The sequence below is a fragment of the Halalkalibacter oceani genome, from assembly GCF_040544555.1.
Lineage (GTDB): Bacteria > Bacillota > Bacilli > Bacillales > Bacillaceae_D > Halalkalibacter > Halalkalibacter oceani.
On record NZ_JBEPKD010000004.1, the window covers coordinates 165,366 to 180,957 of the forward strand.

Below are 15,592 nucleotides of genomic sequence, written 5' to 3' on the forward strand. Positions count from 1 at the left end.
CTTGAAAAAATAAACGAGCTTGCACAAAAAGGGGGAAATGCCGCCCTTTTCTCAAGCTCGAAGCGATTGCGTGATCTATATTTAATGAACTAACTCTGATCGGCTAATTTAGACTGCAACTCTTTCACGGTATCCATCCCTGAGCGCTGGACATGCATTCTCATCGCATTTCCCGCGCCTTCCGAATCGCCCGCCTCTATTCGTTCATAAATAAATGTGTGCTCCTTTAATGATAAATAACATTGTTCCTCGGGATAAAAGCGCAGCACGAGAGAACGCGTATTTAATTGCTGGATCATCATGCTTACCCGCTTATAACCCGACATTCCATGGATAAAATCATGAAAGCCCTCTGATTTACGGATGAACCGTTCAAGATCCTCTTTTTCCAGAGCAGCCTCCGCCTGAATGAGAAACTGGCGAAGCTTCGTTAACGACGCCTGATCAAAAAACGGCGTTGCCTGGGCGCACGAGATCCCTTCAAGAACCGACCGTAAATAGTACGTTTCCTGCACGTATTCAATCGTAATGTTTCCAACAAACGCTCCTTTATAAGGAACAGAGTAGACAAGACCTTCCGATTCAAGAATCTTCAATGACTCACGCAACGGAATTTTGCTTACTCCAAGTTGCTTGCTGATGCTGTCCTGGTTAATTCTTTCATTAGGCTTTATTTGCTGAAGAATAATCATATCCCTTAGCTTCAAGGCGATTTTCTCTGCTTGGGTTAATCTTTTGGCTTCTCCCATCTCCACGTTTTGTTGCTCCACTATACGCTGATTTTCTCCATTTGACTAACTACCGCATGACCAAAGTCGGCAGTCGTATACGTCCCGCCCAGATCACTTGTCTGAATGCCTTGACCCAATGTCGCTGCCACTGCCTTTTCAATGAGACGTGCCGCTTCCCTCGCTTCCTGATGCTGATGCTGATCAGCAAGCCATTTCAGCATCATCGATCCGGACAGGATCGTGGCGACCGGGTTGGCGATCCCTTTTCCAGCTATCGACGGAGCCGATCCGTGGGCCGGCTGGAACATGGCATGACGGTAGCCGATATCACCGGATGGAGCCATGCCCATGCCTCCGACCAAAGCGGCAGCCAAATCAGATAAAATATCACCAAACATGTTTTCCGAGACAATCACATCATAATGCTGCGGCTTTTGCACCATCCACAGTGTCATCGCATCCATATAAGCATAATCCTTTCCAACCGCACCCTCGTATTTCTCAGCGATTTCATCATAGATCTTCCGGAAAAAGGCTAACGATTTGAACACATTGCTTTTGTCGCAGCAGGTTACGATTTTTTTGCCGTCAAGCACCCGTCCCTGGCGCTTTTCTGCGAGTTGAAACGCATAGTCGGTAATTTTTTCTGTTCCTTTGCGGCTAATCATCATCGTATCGGCCACCACTTCATTGACGATCTCGCTCCCGCCTCTAAATGAAGAGAATAACCCTTCTGTATTCTCCCTGACAATGACAAAGTCGATATCCTGCTTATTCTCAAGCGGCGTCTTCACCCCTGGATATAATCTAACCGGTCGGACCCCGGCAAAGAGATCCAGCTCGAACCGTAGACGCAGAATAACCTGTCCTTGCACCTCCGTACCATCCTTTTCCACGACCTCCGGAATGCCCATGCTTCCGAGAAAGATCGCGTGACTTTCCTGGCAAGCCTTATAAGATAAATCAGGAAAAACGTTTCCTGTTTTTACATAATGTCCGGCTCCGGCATCAAAATGCTGAAAATCAAGGGTAAAGCCTGAAACAATCTTTTCTGCCGCTTTCATGACTTTTATGCCTTCCTTTACGATTTCCGGTCCAATTCCATCTCCTGGCAAGGTCGTAATTTGAAAATTCATTCCATCATCCCTTTTCTTGTAGTCTTGTTTTCCCTTTTATAAAAACAGAGGAGCGAGTATCGACATAATGAGTAAAATGATCACTCCTCCCAGCCGGGAAGAAATTTGCGAAAATGGCATAAGCTTCAGTCTTTCACTCGCTCCAAGAACAGCCGCATCCCCTGAACCGCCAACATCAGCCATACAAAGCCCGGCGGCGATAGCTGATTCGACAAAGTACATCGCAACAAGCCAGCCAAAAATCCCCGCCCCAAATGAAGCAAGCAAAACGGTTAACGCTGTCAGTCCTAAATAAGCAGGATTCGTCACAACCTCGATAATTTGGTGCATGTCAATCAAACCAATGCTCGTTGCCACGAGCATACAAGGCAGGAGCATCTTCGAGACAAAATCAAACCAGTCACCGGCAGCATCTTCGATCACAGTCGGAGTAATATTTAAAATTTTCACGAGCGCAGTCGCAATAATCATCCAGGCATAAGCATGAATACTAGGGAACAGCATCGCAATGAAGTAACCAAAAATGTATAAAGCTCCGGACATCATCAGTCCAACGGCCAGATTGGAGTAAGTCGTCGTCTCCTTGCTTTCAGCTGCGCGCAATGGCTCGGTAGCCTCATTTTTCTTGGCATTGCGAAGAATTTCTCCTTCTCCTGAAAATCCTTTTATAAACATATTTTTGTTCTTTTTGCCGAGACCATTTAAAATAGACGCAACGAAGATACATAGAACATTCGCAACCATAATTGCAGGGACGAGCATCGATAAATATTCAGCCGGATCCCCTCCGGCTCCGGAAGCATAAATTTCCGACATTGGAACAGCCCCCGCGCCGATGCCGCCGCCCATGATCGGAGCAATAACAAAGAGAATCGCTTCTTTATAGCCAAATCCCGTTACATGGCCGACCAGCCCACCGACGACAAAAGTCAGCACCACGCCGGCTAGTAATGGAATAAAAAAACGTATCCCCGCTTTCACTAAAATTTGCCGGTCCATGCTCAGCAAGCTGCCGACAATTAAGGCGGCAATAAACAAATCAATAAAACCATATCCATTATAAAAATCCGCTACAATCTCAACTCCACTCTGAGGGAAAAGTCCCCAGTACACAAAAACAGCTGGTACAATAATACAAAGCAGTGACGGTCCGCCAAATGTGCGGAAAACCGGGATTTTCTCCCCCAGCCAAATAAACAGCCCGCCAATCACCATTGGAATGACGAAGCCGACAAGCATGTTATTCGGCAATATTTCCAAATACACACCGCCCATCACAACGACAAAAACAATCGCAAAAACAGCCGGATTCATCCCGGCAATCAGACGCCTTCCCCCGCTTTCCATCTCACAACCTCCTTAATGAAATGATTCTCACCCTCCAATGTAAGCGCATTCATTTTATCGCCAGCCTCACCTCCCTGGATCATCGTATACGATTGTAAATTAAATCCAGCCAAACAAAGCAAATCCTAACCGTAAAGCTATAAAAAGTATACGATTTGCCATTCTCAGCTATGACATATATTTTTCTTAAATCTAGCATGAGGCGATTTATCCCCTATTTCTCGCAACAAAAAAAACGTCAAGGTCGCCATCACAGGCCCTTCACGTTTTTTATTAACTATTCCTTTGTCCTAGCTGATCATCTTCCGCTGACAAATCCCCATCATTTCTTCCAGAAAGTCCTTACCGAGCGGCGTCCATGGAATTTCGATTCCTTTGCCCGGAGCAACGGCCTTTCCCTGATACTCTTTATTTTCATTTGCGGCAATGTAAATGTCCCAGCTCCATCTGTCCATTTTCAAGACAGATTTCCCTTTTTCCACTTGATCGATTTCCGCTAAATAATAATTTTGCACCTTATACTCATTTTTTCTTTTCATCATCATCTCTCCTTTGCTGATAGAAGTGAATCCTTTACGTTTCCGTTTATGTAATTATTAGAATAATACAAAAACAGAACCTTCACAGCTTTTTTGTCAGATGATCTAACGGGAATTTGTCTCGAATCTGCTTTTGCCGAGGTGGCAGCAGGAGAACGACTTTCAACTCTGAACGTAAAAAAAGAGGGAAGGCAAGCCTATCCTCCTTAAAAGTGAGACACCATTCTTTTCATCCTTTTACGTATTTATCACAATTCTCTTGGTAAAAAACTTACGTCCTGTCTTTATAACTAATCGCTTCCAAATACAGCCCTTGCGCTTCGGCCATCAGGCCCGGATAGCGTTGTTTGGCCTGCAAAATCGCTGTCACATCATTTACGTCTTTTTTGCCCAGGCCGACTTCAATCAGCAGGCCGACCATTTTCCGCACCATATTATGGAGAAAGCCGTTGCCGCGGATTCGGATATCAACGAGGCCGGCCGTCTCTTCCATTTCAAGCGCGTAAATATGGCGTACCATTGATTTCTTCTTTGATTTGGCATTTGAAAAGGCTGTGAAATCATGCTCTCCTAAAAAAGCCTGGCAGGCTTGGCGCATGAGCGGCAAATCCAGCTTCTGCTCAACATGCATGCTGTACTTGCGCATAAAAGGATGCGGATGTTCTTCATTCCATATCCGGTACAAATACGTTTTGTCTTTGACATGATAGCGCGCGTGGAAGCGCTCCGGCACAGTCTCGACGCGAGACACGCTTATATCCTGCGGTAAATATTTATTTACATACGCTTTGATTTCCGCCTCAGTGTGGTGATCAAGTTTGACATTCGCAATTTGCTTAAGAGCATGGACGCCCGCGTCAGTGCGGCTCGCTCCGATGATCTCAATCTCGCTGCCGCTCATCCTCGATAACACTTCTTCAAGCTTTCCCTGAATTGTCGCCTCCCCTTTTCCGAGTCTTTGCCAGCCCTTGTAGCGGCTGCCGTCATACTGGACAGTCAGTTTAAAATTAGCCATGTTCGTCTCCTTCTAATGATTGTGCTTCCACTTATATCATACCTTTCTCAGCAGCACAACAGCAAAGGGCCTGTGCCAAAAGGTTGTTTTACCTTTGACACAGACCCTTTTACTCTTATTCCAGTCCTGCTAATACTCGATACAAGAACGTCGCAAATTCTGCGCGTGTCACGGTATCCTTTGGACGATAGACCGTTTCATTTGTCAGACCGTGCTGAGCAAGAATCACAATGTCATCCTTGTGAACACCCGCTGCCTGATCGCTATCGGAAAGATTTACCGTTTCACCTGTATTCTCAAGATCAAAAGCCCGTACAAGAATCGATGCCATTTGTTCCCGAGTTAATGGGTCGTTTGCTGCAAAACGGCCATTTGACTTCCCGTTCATAACCCCGGCATTTTCCACAGCCCAGGCGACCCGAGCATAATAATCATCGACATTCAAATCAGTAAACGGCACTTCCGTTAACGTTGGAGGGCTCTCCAGCTGCAGAACTGTTGTCAGCAGACCGGCTCCCTGGCCACGGGATAATGCCTGGCTTGGCTTAAATGTTCCATCCGCATGCCCACTAATGATTCCTTGCTGATAAAGAGCTTCAACCGCTTCGTTAGCCCAGTGACCCGCAGGCACATCAGGGAATCGAGCTTCTCCCGGAGCAGCTTCTTCACTGGCTTCTGCAGCAAATAAGCTGTTTGCCAGTAAACGGAAGCTGTGACCTGTATGGGCACGATACGTTAAATCATTCGCAAATAACGTAAAAGGCTGCTCTTCATATGTTGTTGTAAAGGCCAGCGTTTCGCCTTGCGCTCCTTCATGTCCAGGCCACCAGCCGGCAATAAAGAATTCGGAATCATCCGCAACGCGGGCAAGAAGCTCGCTACCCTGCGGTACTGCTGTAATCCATGAGCCTGTCGTTACATACAGCTGCTCCTCTGCGTCATAACCAGCTGTATAAGGGTGAGACGTCACATCCGCAAGAACAAGTCCTTCATGGGATAGCTCGGTAGTCGCAAAATCAAAGCCTTCAAGCAGGTTTGCTTCCTTGACTGCATTCAAAGAACGACCGCCAATTCCTACATAAGCTTTGCCGTTGATCGTATCAGGTGTCATTGCTCCTGCGTCATCGACGACAACATCTGCTTCGTCCAGCTCAACAACCGGGAACCCAAGCTGTTCAACAACAAATTTGCTTTGCGCCGAACCAATTACAGCAACCTTAGGCTGCTCCAGCTCCCGTGTTTCGACCGTTTCTTCCACCGGTTCTACCACAAGCGTGTAATCATTGACGTAGCTTAGTAAATCGCTTGTTTGAACGAGGAAATCACCAGCGTATTCCCCGCTCGTTACTTGCTCGACTGTTCTGCCGGCTGCAAGCAAGTCGTTCACCAGTTTTACAGCGTCATTATTCGAGTTTTCAATAAAGTAATGGGAAACCGTAGACTGAATCACGGTACCCGGCTTTTCGATTGATTCTACAGCTTGTGCTGCACCGGCAAAGGCATTTTCATCACGAACTTCAATGCTGTCAAAGCCGCGCAGTGCCGGGAAGTTTACGACAATCGCATCATACATTGCTTCCCAGTCGGAAATATCCTCACCCGGATAAAGCATCGCATTGGCAAAGCCGCGCTTCGCCTGTTTCATCGGCACGACATATGTACCCGCCGGATACGTAACGCCGTTCACACTGACTTCCTCTGTTGTTTCTTCTACTTTGATTCCATTTCTTAGAAGATATTCAACCATATTCGTCGCTTCTAATACATTCTTTTGCAGCTGCTCATCAACAGGAATTACATAATATTCCGGGAAGAAGTTCTCATGTTCCCCGCGAATACGTCCAATCTCTTCTCCTGCCTGATTGACAAACCATGGATCGACGGCGCGGTTATCCTCGCCATCAACTCCGCGTTTGAACAAAGTAAGCTGATCTTTGAATAAATCATCTTTATTTTTCAATACATAATCAGTTGCACCAAGTCCGACATGGACAGCAGCGTACAATGAATCCTGGCTTAAATCCGGCACTTCTACCGTATGCCCAAGAGAACCATGCAGCATTGTAAAAATAGCCGTATACGCCGGAGTCATATCATCCCAGCCATTTTCATAGTCAAAAAGCGGAATGAGGTAGGAGTCAATATCGGAATTGGCTACTCCGGCACGTCCCATCGCATGCGCCTGCTCAACCATATTATCAACGAGTAAATCATACTCAAAGTTTGGATTATGCGGCGGAGTGGCCGGCTCAATTAAAAATCCTTTCACATATCCGTGAATATCAATAAAGGAAAGCGGCGTCCATTTCGCAATTTCCTCGTTTACTGCAATAGTCTCAACCTGAGTTTGATAAGCATTATCCCGATTCAAATCAAAACCATTGGCGTTTGCTCTCGTGTTTGCTACACGCCCATCCGGATTATGAGTAAAGTTGAACAAAATAATAAGGTGATCAAGCACGTCATCGACATTTAACGTAACTGTGTGCTCCGCTCCGTTCTCATCTGTCGTCTGAAACGTCACTTCTTCTTCCAGCGCAAGCTTATTCAGCAATTCGATTTGCGCGTCGATCCCTTCCACTTCGTCCGGGTGAATATTATTAAACCAAATCGGAATTTGATAATCTCCCATCGTGCCATTCTCTAATTTTTCTAAAATCTCAGCCGGATTTTCTAATGCAGTCGGCAATGTTTCATCTAAATACTTCTCTACTGCCTGCTCATCTCTTGCCAGCACGACAAAATGAATATCGCGTCCTTCCGCACTTTCGCCAAGCTTTTTGTACTCTAAATAGCGATCACGATCCGCTTCAGCAAATACCTGATCGATCGCCGGCTTGATTTCTTCATACGTCCGGAATTCATCATAAACATTCAGCTTCATTTCAGCTGACGCAACTTGATCCGTTGCCGGGTCATGAAGCGTTAAAGCGTATTCCCCGATCAGCTCAGGATAAAGAACACGAATGTTTCTTGGTGATAAATCCGTTGTTCCATAAGGAAGACCGAATTCGATCTCTGCTTCAATTGTCGTAGAATCTCCGACATAGGCAGGCTCCCGAACGACTGTTATGTAGGCATCGCCCGAATAATCACCGGCATCACTATCCCACTGCTTCCAGTCAGATAAAGCTTTTCCGCCAAATGACCATTCCAATCCGTCCAGGTCAATACGTTCCCCGAAATCAACCTGAACCTCTATCGTTCTTTCTTCCGTTATTGCTAAGAGAGATTGGCTAACGTCAAGCTCAACGGATCCCTCTACTTGTGCACTCTCTGTACTACCAGCAGCCTGTATCGCTTCAGCTGGAAGGATGACCGTCAAGGCAATCAGCATCGCCATCCACAGTGTGAGTAATTTTTTCATCTGTCATCTCCTCCTCTTCGTTTCTCTATCATTTTATGAAAATAAAATGATAGAGAAAACTATACCATAAAATTTCGCCCACAAAAATATTAATCATGCAAAATGGCGAATTTTCATTCATTTCTTTCTTATAATTTCCTAAAAACCTTCAAATTTCTTCTCGCAGACTATTAGACTATTATGATAGATTTATGTCGAAAAACAAAAAAGAAGCAGAACTTTTGTCTAAAAATCATTAAATTTCAACATTTCTCTTGCCAAGCCCGAAATTTGTTATAAAATAAAGAAAATGGTTATTGTAAATATTCTGAAAAATAGACAATAACCGCAATTCTTGTTGAAGTTTATCTCTTTTTTGGATATAACTAAATCATACTATCTCTACTAGGTTGTCGTGTGCTTCTATTCGATTTCACAACACTCCCTTAGTACTTAGCTTAAAGGAGAAATGAAAGATGCACCCTCTATTAACGTTCTGTATTTCAGCACTTGAATGGTTTGCGTTATTAACATTTCCATTTGTCTTTATCGGCTACCGTTATCGACAATATGTGAAAAAGATCATCGTTCTCTCAGTCATAATGAGCATCATCTCATTATTGCTACATTATACCAATTTACATCTCACCATCGTCATCGCCCTGCAAATGATTCTGATCTTTTTGATAGCCAAGCCGTTGTTTAAAATGTCTAGCCTTGAGACTTTACTATTAACTGGTATGGGCTATGGATTCTACACATTCGTACATATTATTGGAATTGAACTTTTTCTTTTAATGCTGTCCAATAGTTACTCTGAAATTGTTCTCACTACTCATGCTTACCTTCTTCAACTTACATCCTTTTTTATTGTTATTATGCTTTCAGTCATTATTAGTCTCGGCAATTACCATTTAATTGAATTATATCGACATCTTAAATTAAATGAAATCAATAAAAAAGGTAAGATTATCATTTATTTAAATTCATTTTTAACCTACTTCTTTATTTGTTTAGCATCATTTGTCATGATAGCTGAAAATTTACGTTATCGATATGCGTTTATCTTACTTAGCATTGTTGTTTTATTTATGATTATTTCGATCTATCTTATATTGCATCATCAGTTTCAGAAAAAGAGACTGGTCGAAGCAAAGAAGTTTTATTTCGATCAGGAAGAACAAGTTTCTGTCTATATTGAAAATATTCAAAAAGAATTACTAAGCTCTTATAAAGTGATGCAGAAGCTTTATGAAAATAATTCTTTCGAACTAAGCAAAGAATATTTCGAACAGCATTTACTTCCCAAGAGCAAAAGGCATAAAAATTTCGCAATTGATCCAAAGATCAGATCTAAAGATGAGATATTATATGCATTTTTAATTAATAAAAGGAAACTCGCCAACCTCCTTGGCGTTTCTATATCTACATCAATTGATCTTAAATATCATATTCCCGTTACATTACAGCACATTCAATTTCTAAGTAATATTGTCGATGATTTACTTTTCTCTTTATACGAGTCCACTCACTATGATGAAAAGCATATTCATTTGAAAATTCATTCTTCACAAGATCAAATAGTTTACAACATTACAAGTAATTTAATTTTTGAGAATAACAAAAAACAAGGTAAAATTTACGATGCTATTACAGGATTCAAAAAAAGCAAGGCAGTAATTGAGTCAACCTTTAATCCAGTTAAGCTATCGATTAGTTGTGAAAAACTATTATAGCGAGGTGGGGCAAATGATAGAAAAATGGGCAATTATTGCAGCCAATAAGATCAAACAAATGAATCCGGAAGAAACAGCCCCACACGATGTTCTCGTATTTGGCTTTACAATTTTCATTAATTTATTCATAACTTTTTCATTAATTATTGTTGCTGGTTTCTTATTAGGAAAACCTCTTCTCTCGTTGCAAATCGCAGTGGGATTTATGACTTTAAGAATTTTAACTGGCGGCGCTCACTTAGATCGTTCGTTAGCTTGCTCAATAAACAGCCTTTGTCTTGTTGTTCTCTTTCTATGGCTACCTATAACAAATGGATTAATTCTAGTTTATGCAGCGATTGCTCTTCTTCTGATCGTCCGTTTTGCTCCTTATTATGAACCTCATCAGATGAAGCATTCTGCGGAGTGGGAAGCCAAAAAGAAAAAAGCTGCAATAGGTTGTGTTGGTTTATCACTAATCCTTTTCTTTACGCTGCAAACCCCCGGCTTTGTCACTGGGGCCTTACTTCAGGCTTTACTGCTGACCCCTTTTGGGATTTCAGCGACTCATAAATTAAATACGTTTACTAATAAAGGAGGTGAATATCTTGAAAAAAGAACTAGCTAAGTACATTTCTAAAGCAACAACTGTTTGTTCTTCTGCATTTGTGCAAGCATCAAGTCCTTTTACTCACGCTCCGAAGATTCCAGAAAGCTTGAAAAAGCAAAAGTAATGGAAAACAAAAAAGCTGTCCAAGGTCGTAAAGACCCCGGACGGCTTTTTTGCTTTTTATCGTGAAAAGCGTCCCCTTTGACGGAGCAGCTCGCGGTGCAAAAGTGGATCTTTTTCAAAGGGAGCGCGTCCGTGTAACCAAAACAGATTGTTGAGCATCACTAAATCCCCAACTGGTAATGTTAATTCGATGACGCTTTGATCGTTTTCCATTGAAGCGGACAAGTCTTTTAAATACTTGGCCTGTTCAATTGTTTCTGAGTGAACAAATTGGTCGATAAAACAGATGCATGGCTTATTTTGCTGTTGGAAAAATGTCGTCCGTTTGATCTCCTGGCTGACATTTTTACTTGGCGGCGCTTTATAGGTGAATTCATGAGAAGCCAATGGATGGCTTGCGAAGTGTTCAAGCTCCTGCCAGTCATCGAGATGAAGCAGTCTTGATTCACCTCCGCGCGCGTGTTCTTCCTGCATCTTCATCATTAGCAGCCAATCCGTCGGTTCATCGACAAAGGTGCCGTCTGTATGCAATGTAAACAAACGATAGGCCTGCCTTAAATAGGAATCACTCTCGTCAGTATCCTTGACAGAGAAGCGGGCATAGAATTTATTTGACATTGCGTCATGGTTGGGCAACCCGGCAAGATGAGCCAGTGCTGTGGAAAAAATAACAAACTCATCTAAATCAGCGCTTTCTCCTTGTACGCCAATGGTAAATCCTCCTGTCTGACGATCATGAAGAATGCTTCTAACCACATCCTGGAGATCAGTCCCTGCTTCCTGCAAAAGATAACCGGCTACCATATGTCGTTCATAAGGTGTATATTCCAGCCGCTGCACCGAAATGTTCTTTCTTCGTACTTGCTCAAAAAAACGCGCAATAACGCCCGGCTTCATTTCAATATGGAACAATCGCTTACTTTGCGGGTGAACCTGCACCTCATATCCCTTTCCAGTTACCAGCTTTTCTTTTTGCTCCATCAGACTCATCACGTTTCTTCCCCTTTCTCATGTTAAAATCGCTCTTAAACGAATTCAACAAAAAAAGCCAGGCATTATGTAAGGAACATAATACACTGGCTATCATTTACATCATTGCCCTACGGGAATAGGGTCACTGTAAATCATTCAGTCATTATTTTGTTTTCGTTTAAAATAGCGGTTTTCAGACCATACTTACGATTTGCATATGGAAGGTACACAAAGGTAAGTATTTATCTTTATTCATAATTTATCAATTTTCTTAAAAATTGTCAATATTCTTATTTCAATATTTTCTTATCGAGCTTCCCAACCGCTGTATAAGGAAGCTGCTCGATGATTTCCACTTCTTTTGGTATTTGGTGTTTAGCCACTTTTGCGCGGAGCCAGACCATCAGTTTTTCTTGATCCAGGCTTTTTTTCCTTTCCGGTTGTATAAATGCTTTTAATCGCTGTCCAAACAACACGTCGTCTATTCCGATGACTGCCACATCCTTGACGAGCGGGTGCTGCATGAGAACCTGCTCCAGCTCAACCGGATACACATTGATTCCGGCTGAAACGATCATTTCATCTGTCCGCCCACATAAAAAATAAAACCCTTTCGGATCACGATAGCCGATATCTCCTGTTTCGATCCACACTTCATTTCCGGTTTTCTGTGACCAGCTCTGTTTCACACAAAACTGTCCCGGCTCGCCCTCTGTCACGGGCTTACCGGCAGGATTGACGATTTTGAAGCGCCCGCCGACCGGTTTTCCGATCGTTTGCGGATTAGCCATTAAGTCAGCCGGCGTGGCGATCGTATTAAGTCCTGCCTCCGAGGTACCATATAGGTTATACAAAACTGGTCCCAGTTTTTGCAGAGCCTCTTTTGCCAGCTCTCCATGGAGCCTCGCTCCTCCTGAGACGATACAAGCCAGGGATTGCAGAGAAGCCGCGTCTTCCTCAAGCATCTTTTGCAGCATTAACGGAACGACGGTGATCACCTCGATGTGATGCTGACGAATCAGATTGCAAGCTTGCTTCGTTTGGAAGGATTCTCTAATGAATATCGTCTTTCCGAGTATGATTCCCATAAACAAAACGGCGACTCCATATCCATGATAAAGCGGAGTAGCAATATAGGTTCGATCATAGCGATGCAGCTTCACTTTCGTCAGGAGCGCTAAAAAAGGCTGTACATAATTGAACAATGAGGGCTGATGGCCTGCTTCCTTCGGCGTTCCTGTTGTTCCCCCCGTTAACAGCACCACTTTCCCCATCACCGTTTTCGTTCGCCTTCGCTTGTTTTCCGTTTTCGTTTTCAAAAACTGCTCGATTGATGGAAGATGGGTGTGCTCGTAGCTTAGCACTATCTTGTCAGAGGAAGACATGACGCTCCAGTTCTTATCAGCGATAAGCAGGTCGAAGTTTTTCTGCTTCAATAGCTCTTTTAGCTGGTTCACACTCATGTCCGGATTGAGCAAATAGACAGCGGCCCCTGCCGAGGTAAGCGAAAAGGTCGCCCTTACAAGCGAAGCATGGCTTTTGCAAATGAGTCCGACCCGCTGAGCAGGCCCAAGCTGATACTGCTCCTGCCAAATGGCAGTAAGCTGTTCGATTTCAGCTGCTAATTGCTTGTAGCTGATTTTTCCTCTGGCGTCGCATAGAGCAGTCTTGTCCCCATACATGTCGGCATTCACCCGCAGGAGCGCAAGTATATTCATTCCGTCTTTGCGCAGCGCAAAGAACAATCTCATTAACCTTGGCGGGGAAAACAACTTCATCATGACAAGGACACGAAGAAACGTCCATAGTCTCACCTTGTCCCCCTCCTTTTCGCAAGCCGCGCACGAAACAACGACTCTATCAATGGCCGGAGGATGCTAGCAATTGGCTCGCCGACAGTGATCCACCATGGCCTGAATCGTTTTTGTTTCGTATAGATCGCACGGGCAATCAATCTGGCAACATGTTCCGGAGCCATCGCCGGCATCTTTTCATACTGGGGAGTCGGGAGGATCATCGGCGTCCGGACTAACGGCAAATAAAAAGAAGTCGTATTGATGCCCATTGCTTTCAGCTCCGGCTCCGCTGAGCGGAACCATGTGTCAAAGGCGGTCTTCGACGCTTGATAGGCCGCCCAGTCAGGAACAGGAATAAATAAAACATTGATCGTCGACATATGGATGATATGCCCTTGATTTTTTTCGAGCAATGGAATAACCGACAACAGCAATCGGACAGGAGCAAAATAATTAATCGCCATCGTCCGCGTGAAATCATGATAGCGCTCCAACGAATCCTCAATCGAGCGCCTGATCGATTTCCCGGCATTGCTAACAACAATATCCAGCCCATCGGGAAGCTGGTGCAGGTAGTGAAGCAAGCCGCTCATCTCCTCCTCCTTACGCAGATCGGCGGCATACACACTGACCTTTGCCGACCGCTGCTGCAAAGCGTCCTGCATCTCGATCAGCTTCTCCTTCCTTCTCGCCACTAAAATCAGATGAGTGCACATTTCCGCTAACAGATAGGCTGTTTGCTCACCAATACCCGAGCTTGCCCCGGTAATAAGAACGGTTTTCCCATTCAGCTCTCGTTTAAGCTTTTTCTCATTTACGTAAGGTTCAGGGAATAATAAAGTTTCAATGACGTTAATATTCATCTACCTTCCTTGCAGTTTCCGTTTTTTCCAGTATACGTCTAAACATTCTGAAACGGCAATATTGAATCAAATTTATGGTATAATTGGTTCGCTTATTTTCATTTCTTTTAAAACAGAGCGATGAGAAAATAGCGTTCTGCCTCGTTTGTTAAGAAAGGTGTGTATCTTTTGCTTCATAATCCTACTGGAAAAGAACGAATCGCTTTAGTCCTCCTGCTCAGCATGCTCGGGATTCTCGGTCCGCTGAATATCGATATGTATTTGCCGGCCTTCCCGGAAATTTCTGCTGATTTAGGAGCCAGCGCCTCGCTTGTACAGCTTAGCTTAACTGCTTGTCTTATCGGGCTTGCGCTCGGTCAAGTCATTATCGGACCGATCAGTGACAGTCAGGGCCGGAGAAAGCCGTTAATTCTTTCGATTTTCTTATTTGCCATCTCTTCTTTTCTCTGTGCCGTCGCTCCAAACATTCTCACTTTAGTGATCGCCCGCTTTTTGCAAGGGTTAACTGCTTCAGCGGGAATTGTTCTTTCCCGGGCTGTCGTCCGCGACGTCTTCACCGGAAGAGAGCTGACAAAGTTTTTTGCTTTGCTCATGGTGATTAATGCTGTCGCTCCCTTAGCCGCGCCAATTGCCGGTGGCATTATTCTCCTGTTTCCCTTTGCAAGCTGGCATACGATTTTTATCTTCTTAGGCTTGTTAGGTCTTTTTATTACGATCACCATCTCCTTCAAGCTGCCTGAGACGCTGGCGGTTGAAAAACGAATGCCGGGCTCTGTTGTCCATTCGATCCAAACGATTGGCAGCCTGCTAAAAGACCGCTCTTTTATTGGCTATGCCTTAACCGTCGGCTTCGTTCACGGCGGAAGCTTTGCGTATGTCTCCGGAACACCGTTTGTCTATCAAGGAATCTATGGGGTCTCGCCGCAAGTCTTCAGTGTTTTATTTGGGATTAATGGTCTCGCTTTGATTATGGGGAGTTTTCTTATCGGCCGTTTTGGCGGCATTATCGCGGAGAGACGCCTGCTTCGTGCGGCTGTGCTGATTGCAGTTGGCGCTACCACTGTTCTACTCGTTATGACGATCATTCACGGCCCGCTTGCTCTAATCGTCATTCCGATATTTGTTTATATGACGTCAATGGGAATGGTGCTGACAAGTTCATTTACTTTGGCGATGGAACACCAAGGTCATCGCGCCGGCAGTGCAAGCGCCCTGCTTGGAATGCTGCCGTTAGTTATTGGCGCGATTGTCTCTCCATTAGTCGGGATGAACGAGACTACAGCTGTGCCAATGGGGACGATTCTTTTTACAACCTCGCTAATCGGAGCGGCCGCCTTTTTTCTTCTAACGAAAAAAGCGAGAGAGGATGTCCCGCAAGCCTAGCTTGGGGATATCTTCT

The 15,592-nt window shown here is 44.2% G+C and carries 14 protein-coding genes; 4 read left to right on the forward strand and 10 right to left on the reverse strand.

The window, feature by feature from the left end; all coding sequences use genetic code 11:
• Nucleotides 1–89: 89 nt before the first annotated feature.
• From ABMB67_RS07325 to ABMB67_RS07355, 7 genes are all read right to left on the reverse strand, one after another.
• Nucleotides 90–770: a GntR family transcriptional regulator gene (locus tag ABMB67_RS07325; RefSeq protein WP_354571538.1), complete on the reverse strand. Its 681-nt coding sequence runs from the start codon at nt 768–770 to the stop codon at nt 90–92.
• Nucleotides 770–1,867: an isocitrate/isopropylmalate dehydrogenase family protein gene (locus ABMB67_RS07330; protein ID WP_354571539.1), complete on the reverse strand. Its 1,098-nt coding sequence runs from the start codon at nt 1,865–1,867 to the stop codon at nt 770–772. The genes ABMB67_RS07325 and ABMB67_RS07330 overlap by 1 nt, the downstream gene beginning before the upstream one ends.
• 36 nt (nt 1,868–1,903) lie before the next feature.
• Entirely contained in the window at nt 1,904–3,214 is a 1,311-nt protein-coding gene (locus tag ABMB67_RS07335) for a 2-hydroxycarboxylate transporter family protein (protein WP_354571540.1), read from the reverse strand.
• On the reverse strand, nt 3,190–3,327 hold the full coding sequence (locus ABMB67_RS07340) for a hypothetical protein (protein ID WP_251224886.1): 138 nt from the start codon (nt 3,325–3,327) through the stop codon (nt 3,190–3,192). Before ABMB67_RS07340 ends, ABMB67_RS07335 begins: the two co-directional genes overlap by 25 nt.
• A 177-nt stretch (nt 3,328–3,504) precedes the next feature.
• Nucleotides 3,505–3,753: a hypothetical protein gene (locus ABMB67_RS07345; RefSeq protein ID WP_354571541.1), complete on the reverse strand. Its 249-nt coding sequence runs from the start codon at nt 3,751–3,753 to the stop codon at nt 3,505–3,507.
• 271 nt (nt 3,754–4,024) lie between these two features.
• Nucleotides 4,025–4,768 (reverse strand): tRNA pseudouridine(38-40) synthase TruA, encoded by a 744-nt coding sequence (gene truA / locus ABMB67_RS07350; protein ID WP_354571542.1) that lies wholly within the window; start codon nt 4,766–4,768, stop codon nt 4,025–4,027.
• A gap of 115 nt (nt 4,769–4,883) precedes the next feature.
• The gene (locus ABMB67_RS07355) at nt 4,884–8,135 is read right to left on the reverse strand and encodes a M14 family metallopeptidase (protein WP_354571544.1); all 3,252 of its coding nucleotides are present in this window, start codon (nt 8,133–8,135) and stop codon (nt 4,884–4,886) included.
• Between the two features lie 455 nt (nt 8,136–8,590).
• Between ABMB67_RS07355 and ABMB67_RS07360 the strand changes: the two genes are divergently transcribed.
• From ABMB67_RS07360 to ABMB67_RS07370, 3 genes are read left to right on the forward strand one after another with little or no spacing between them, the layout of a single operon-like run.
• Nucleotides 8,591–9,850 (forward strand): hypothetical protein, encoded by a 1,260-nt coding sequence (locus ABMB67_RS07360; protein WP_354571545.1) that lies wholly within the window; start codon nt 8,591–8,593, stop codon nt 9,848–9,850.
• Nucleotides 9,851–9,863: 13 nt separating this feature from the next.
• On the forward strand, nt 9,864–10,457 hold the full coding sequence (locus tag ABMB67_RS07365) for an accessory gene regulator ArgB-like protein (RefSeq protein ID WP_354571546.1): 594 nt from the start codon (nt 9,864–9,866) through the stop codon (nt 10,455–10,457).
• Nucleotides 10,438–10,563: an AgrD family cyclic lactone autoinducer peptide gene (locus tag ABMB67_RS07370; protein WP_354571547.1), complete on the forward strand. Its 126-nt coding sequence runs from the start codon at nt 10,438–10,440 to the stop codon at nt 10,561–10,563. Before ABMB67_RS07365 ends, ABMB67_RS07370 begins: the two co-directional genes overlap by 20 nt.
• Before the next feature lie 56 nt (nt 10,564–10,619).
• On the opposite strand, the gene glaH is transcribed toward ABMB67_RS07370, so the two are convergent.
• The 3 genes from glaH to ABMB67_RS07385 all read right to left on the reverse strand — a co-directional run bounded on the left by glaH (nt 10,620) and on the right by ABMB67_RS07385 (nt 14,193).
• Entirely contained in the window at nt 10,620–11,552 is a 933-nt protein-coding gene (glaH, locus tag ABMB67_RS07375; protein ID WP_354571549.1) for a glutarate dioxygenase GlaH, read from the reverse strand.
• A gap of 272 nt (nt 11,553–11,824) precedes the next feature.
• A complete protein-coding gene (locus ABMB67_RS07380) occupies nt 11,825–13,348 on the reverse strand; it encodes an AMP-binding protein (protein ID WP_354571550.1) in 1,524 nt (507 codons plus the stop codon).
• A complete protein-coding gene (locus ABMB67_RS07385; protein ID WP_251224839.1) occupies nt 13,345–14,193 on the reverse strand; it encodes an SDR family NAD(P)-dependent oxidoreductase in 849 nt (282 codons plus the stop codon). Before ABMB67_RS07385 ends, ABMB67_RS07380 begins: the two co-directional genes overlap by 4 nt.
• A gap of 168 nt (nt 14,194–14,361) precedes the next feature.
• Here ABMB67_RS07385 and ABMB67_RS07390 point away from each other — a divergent pair, with 168 nt between their 5' ends.
• Nucleotides 14,362–15,576, forward strand: coding sequence for a Bcr/CflA family efflux MFS transporter (locus ABMB67_RS07390; protein ID WP_354571551.1), 1,215 nt, complete (start codon nt 14,362–14,364; stop codon nt 15,574–15,576).
• Nucleotides 15,577–15,592 lie beyond the last annotated feature (16 nt).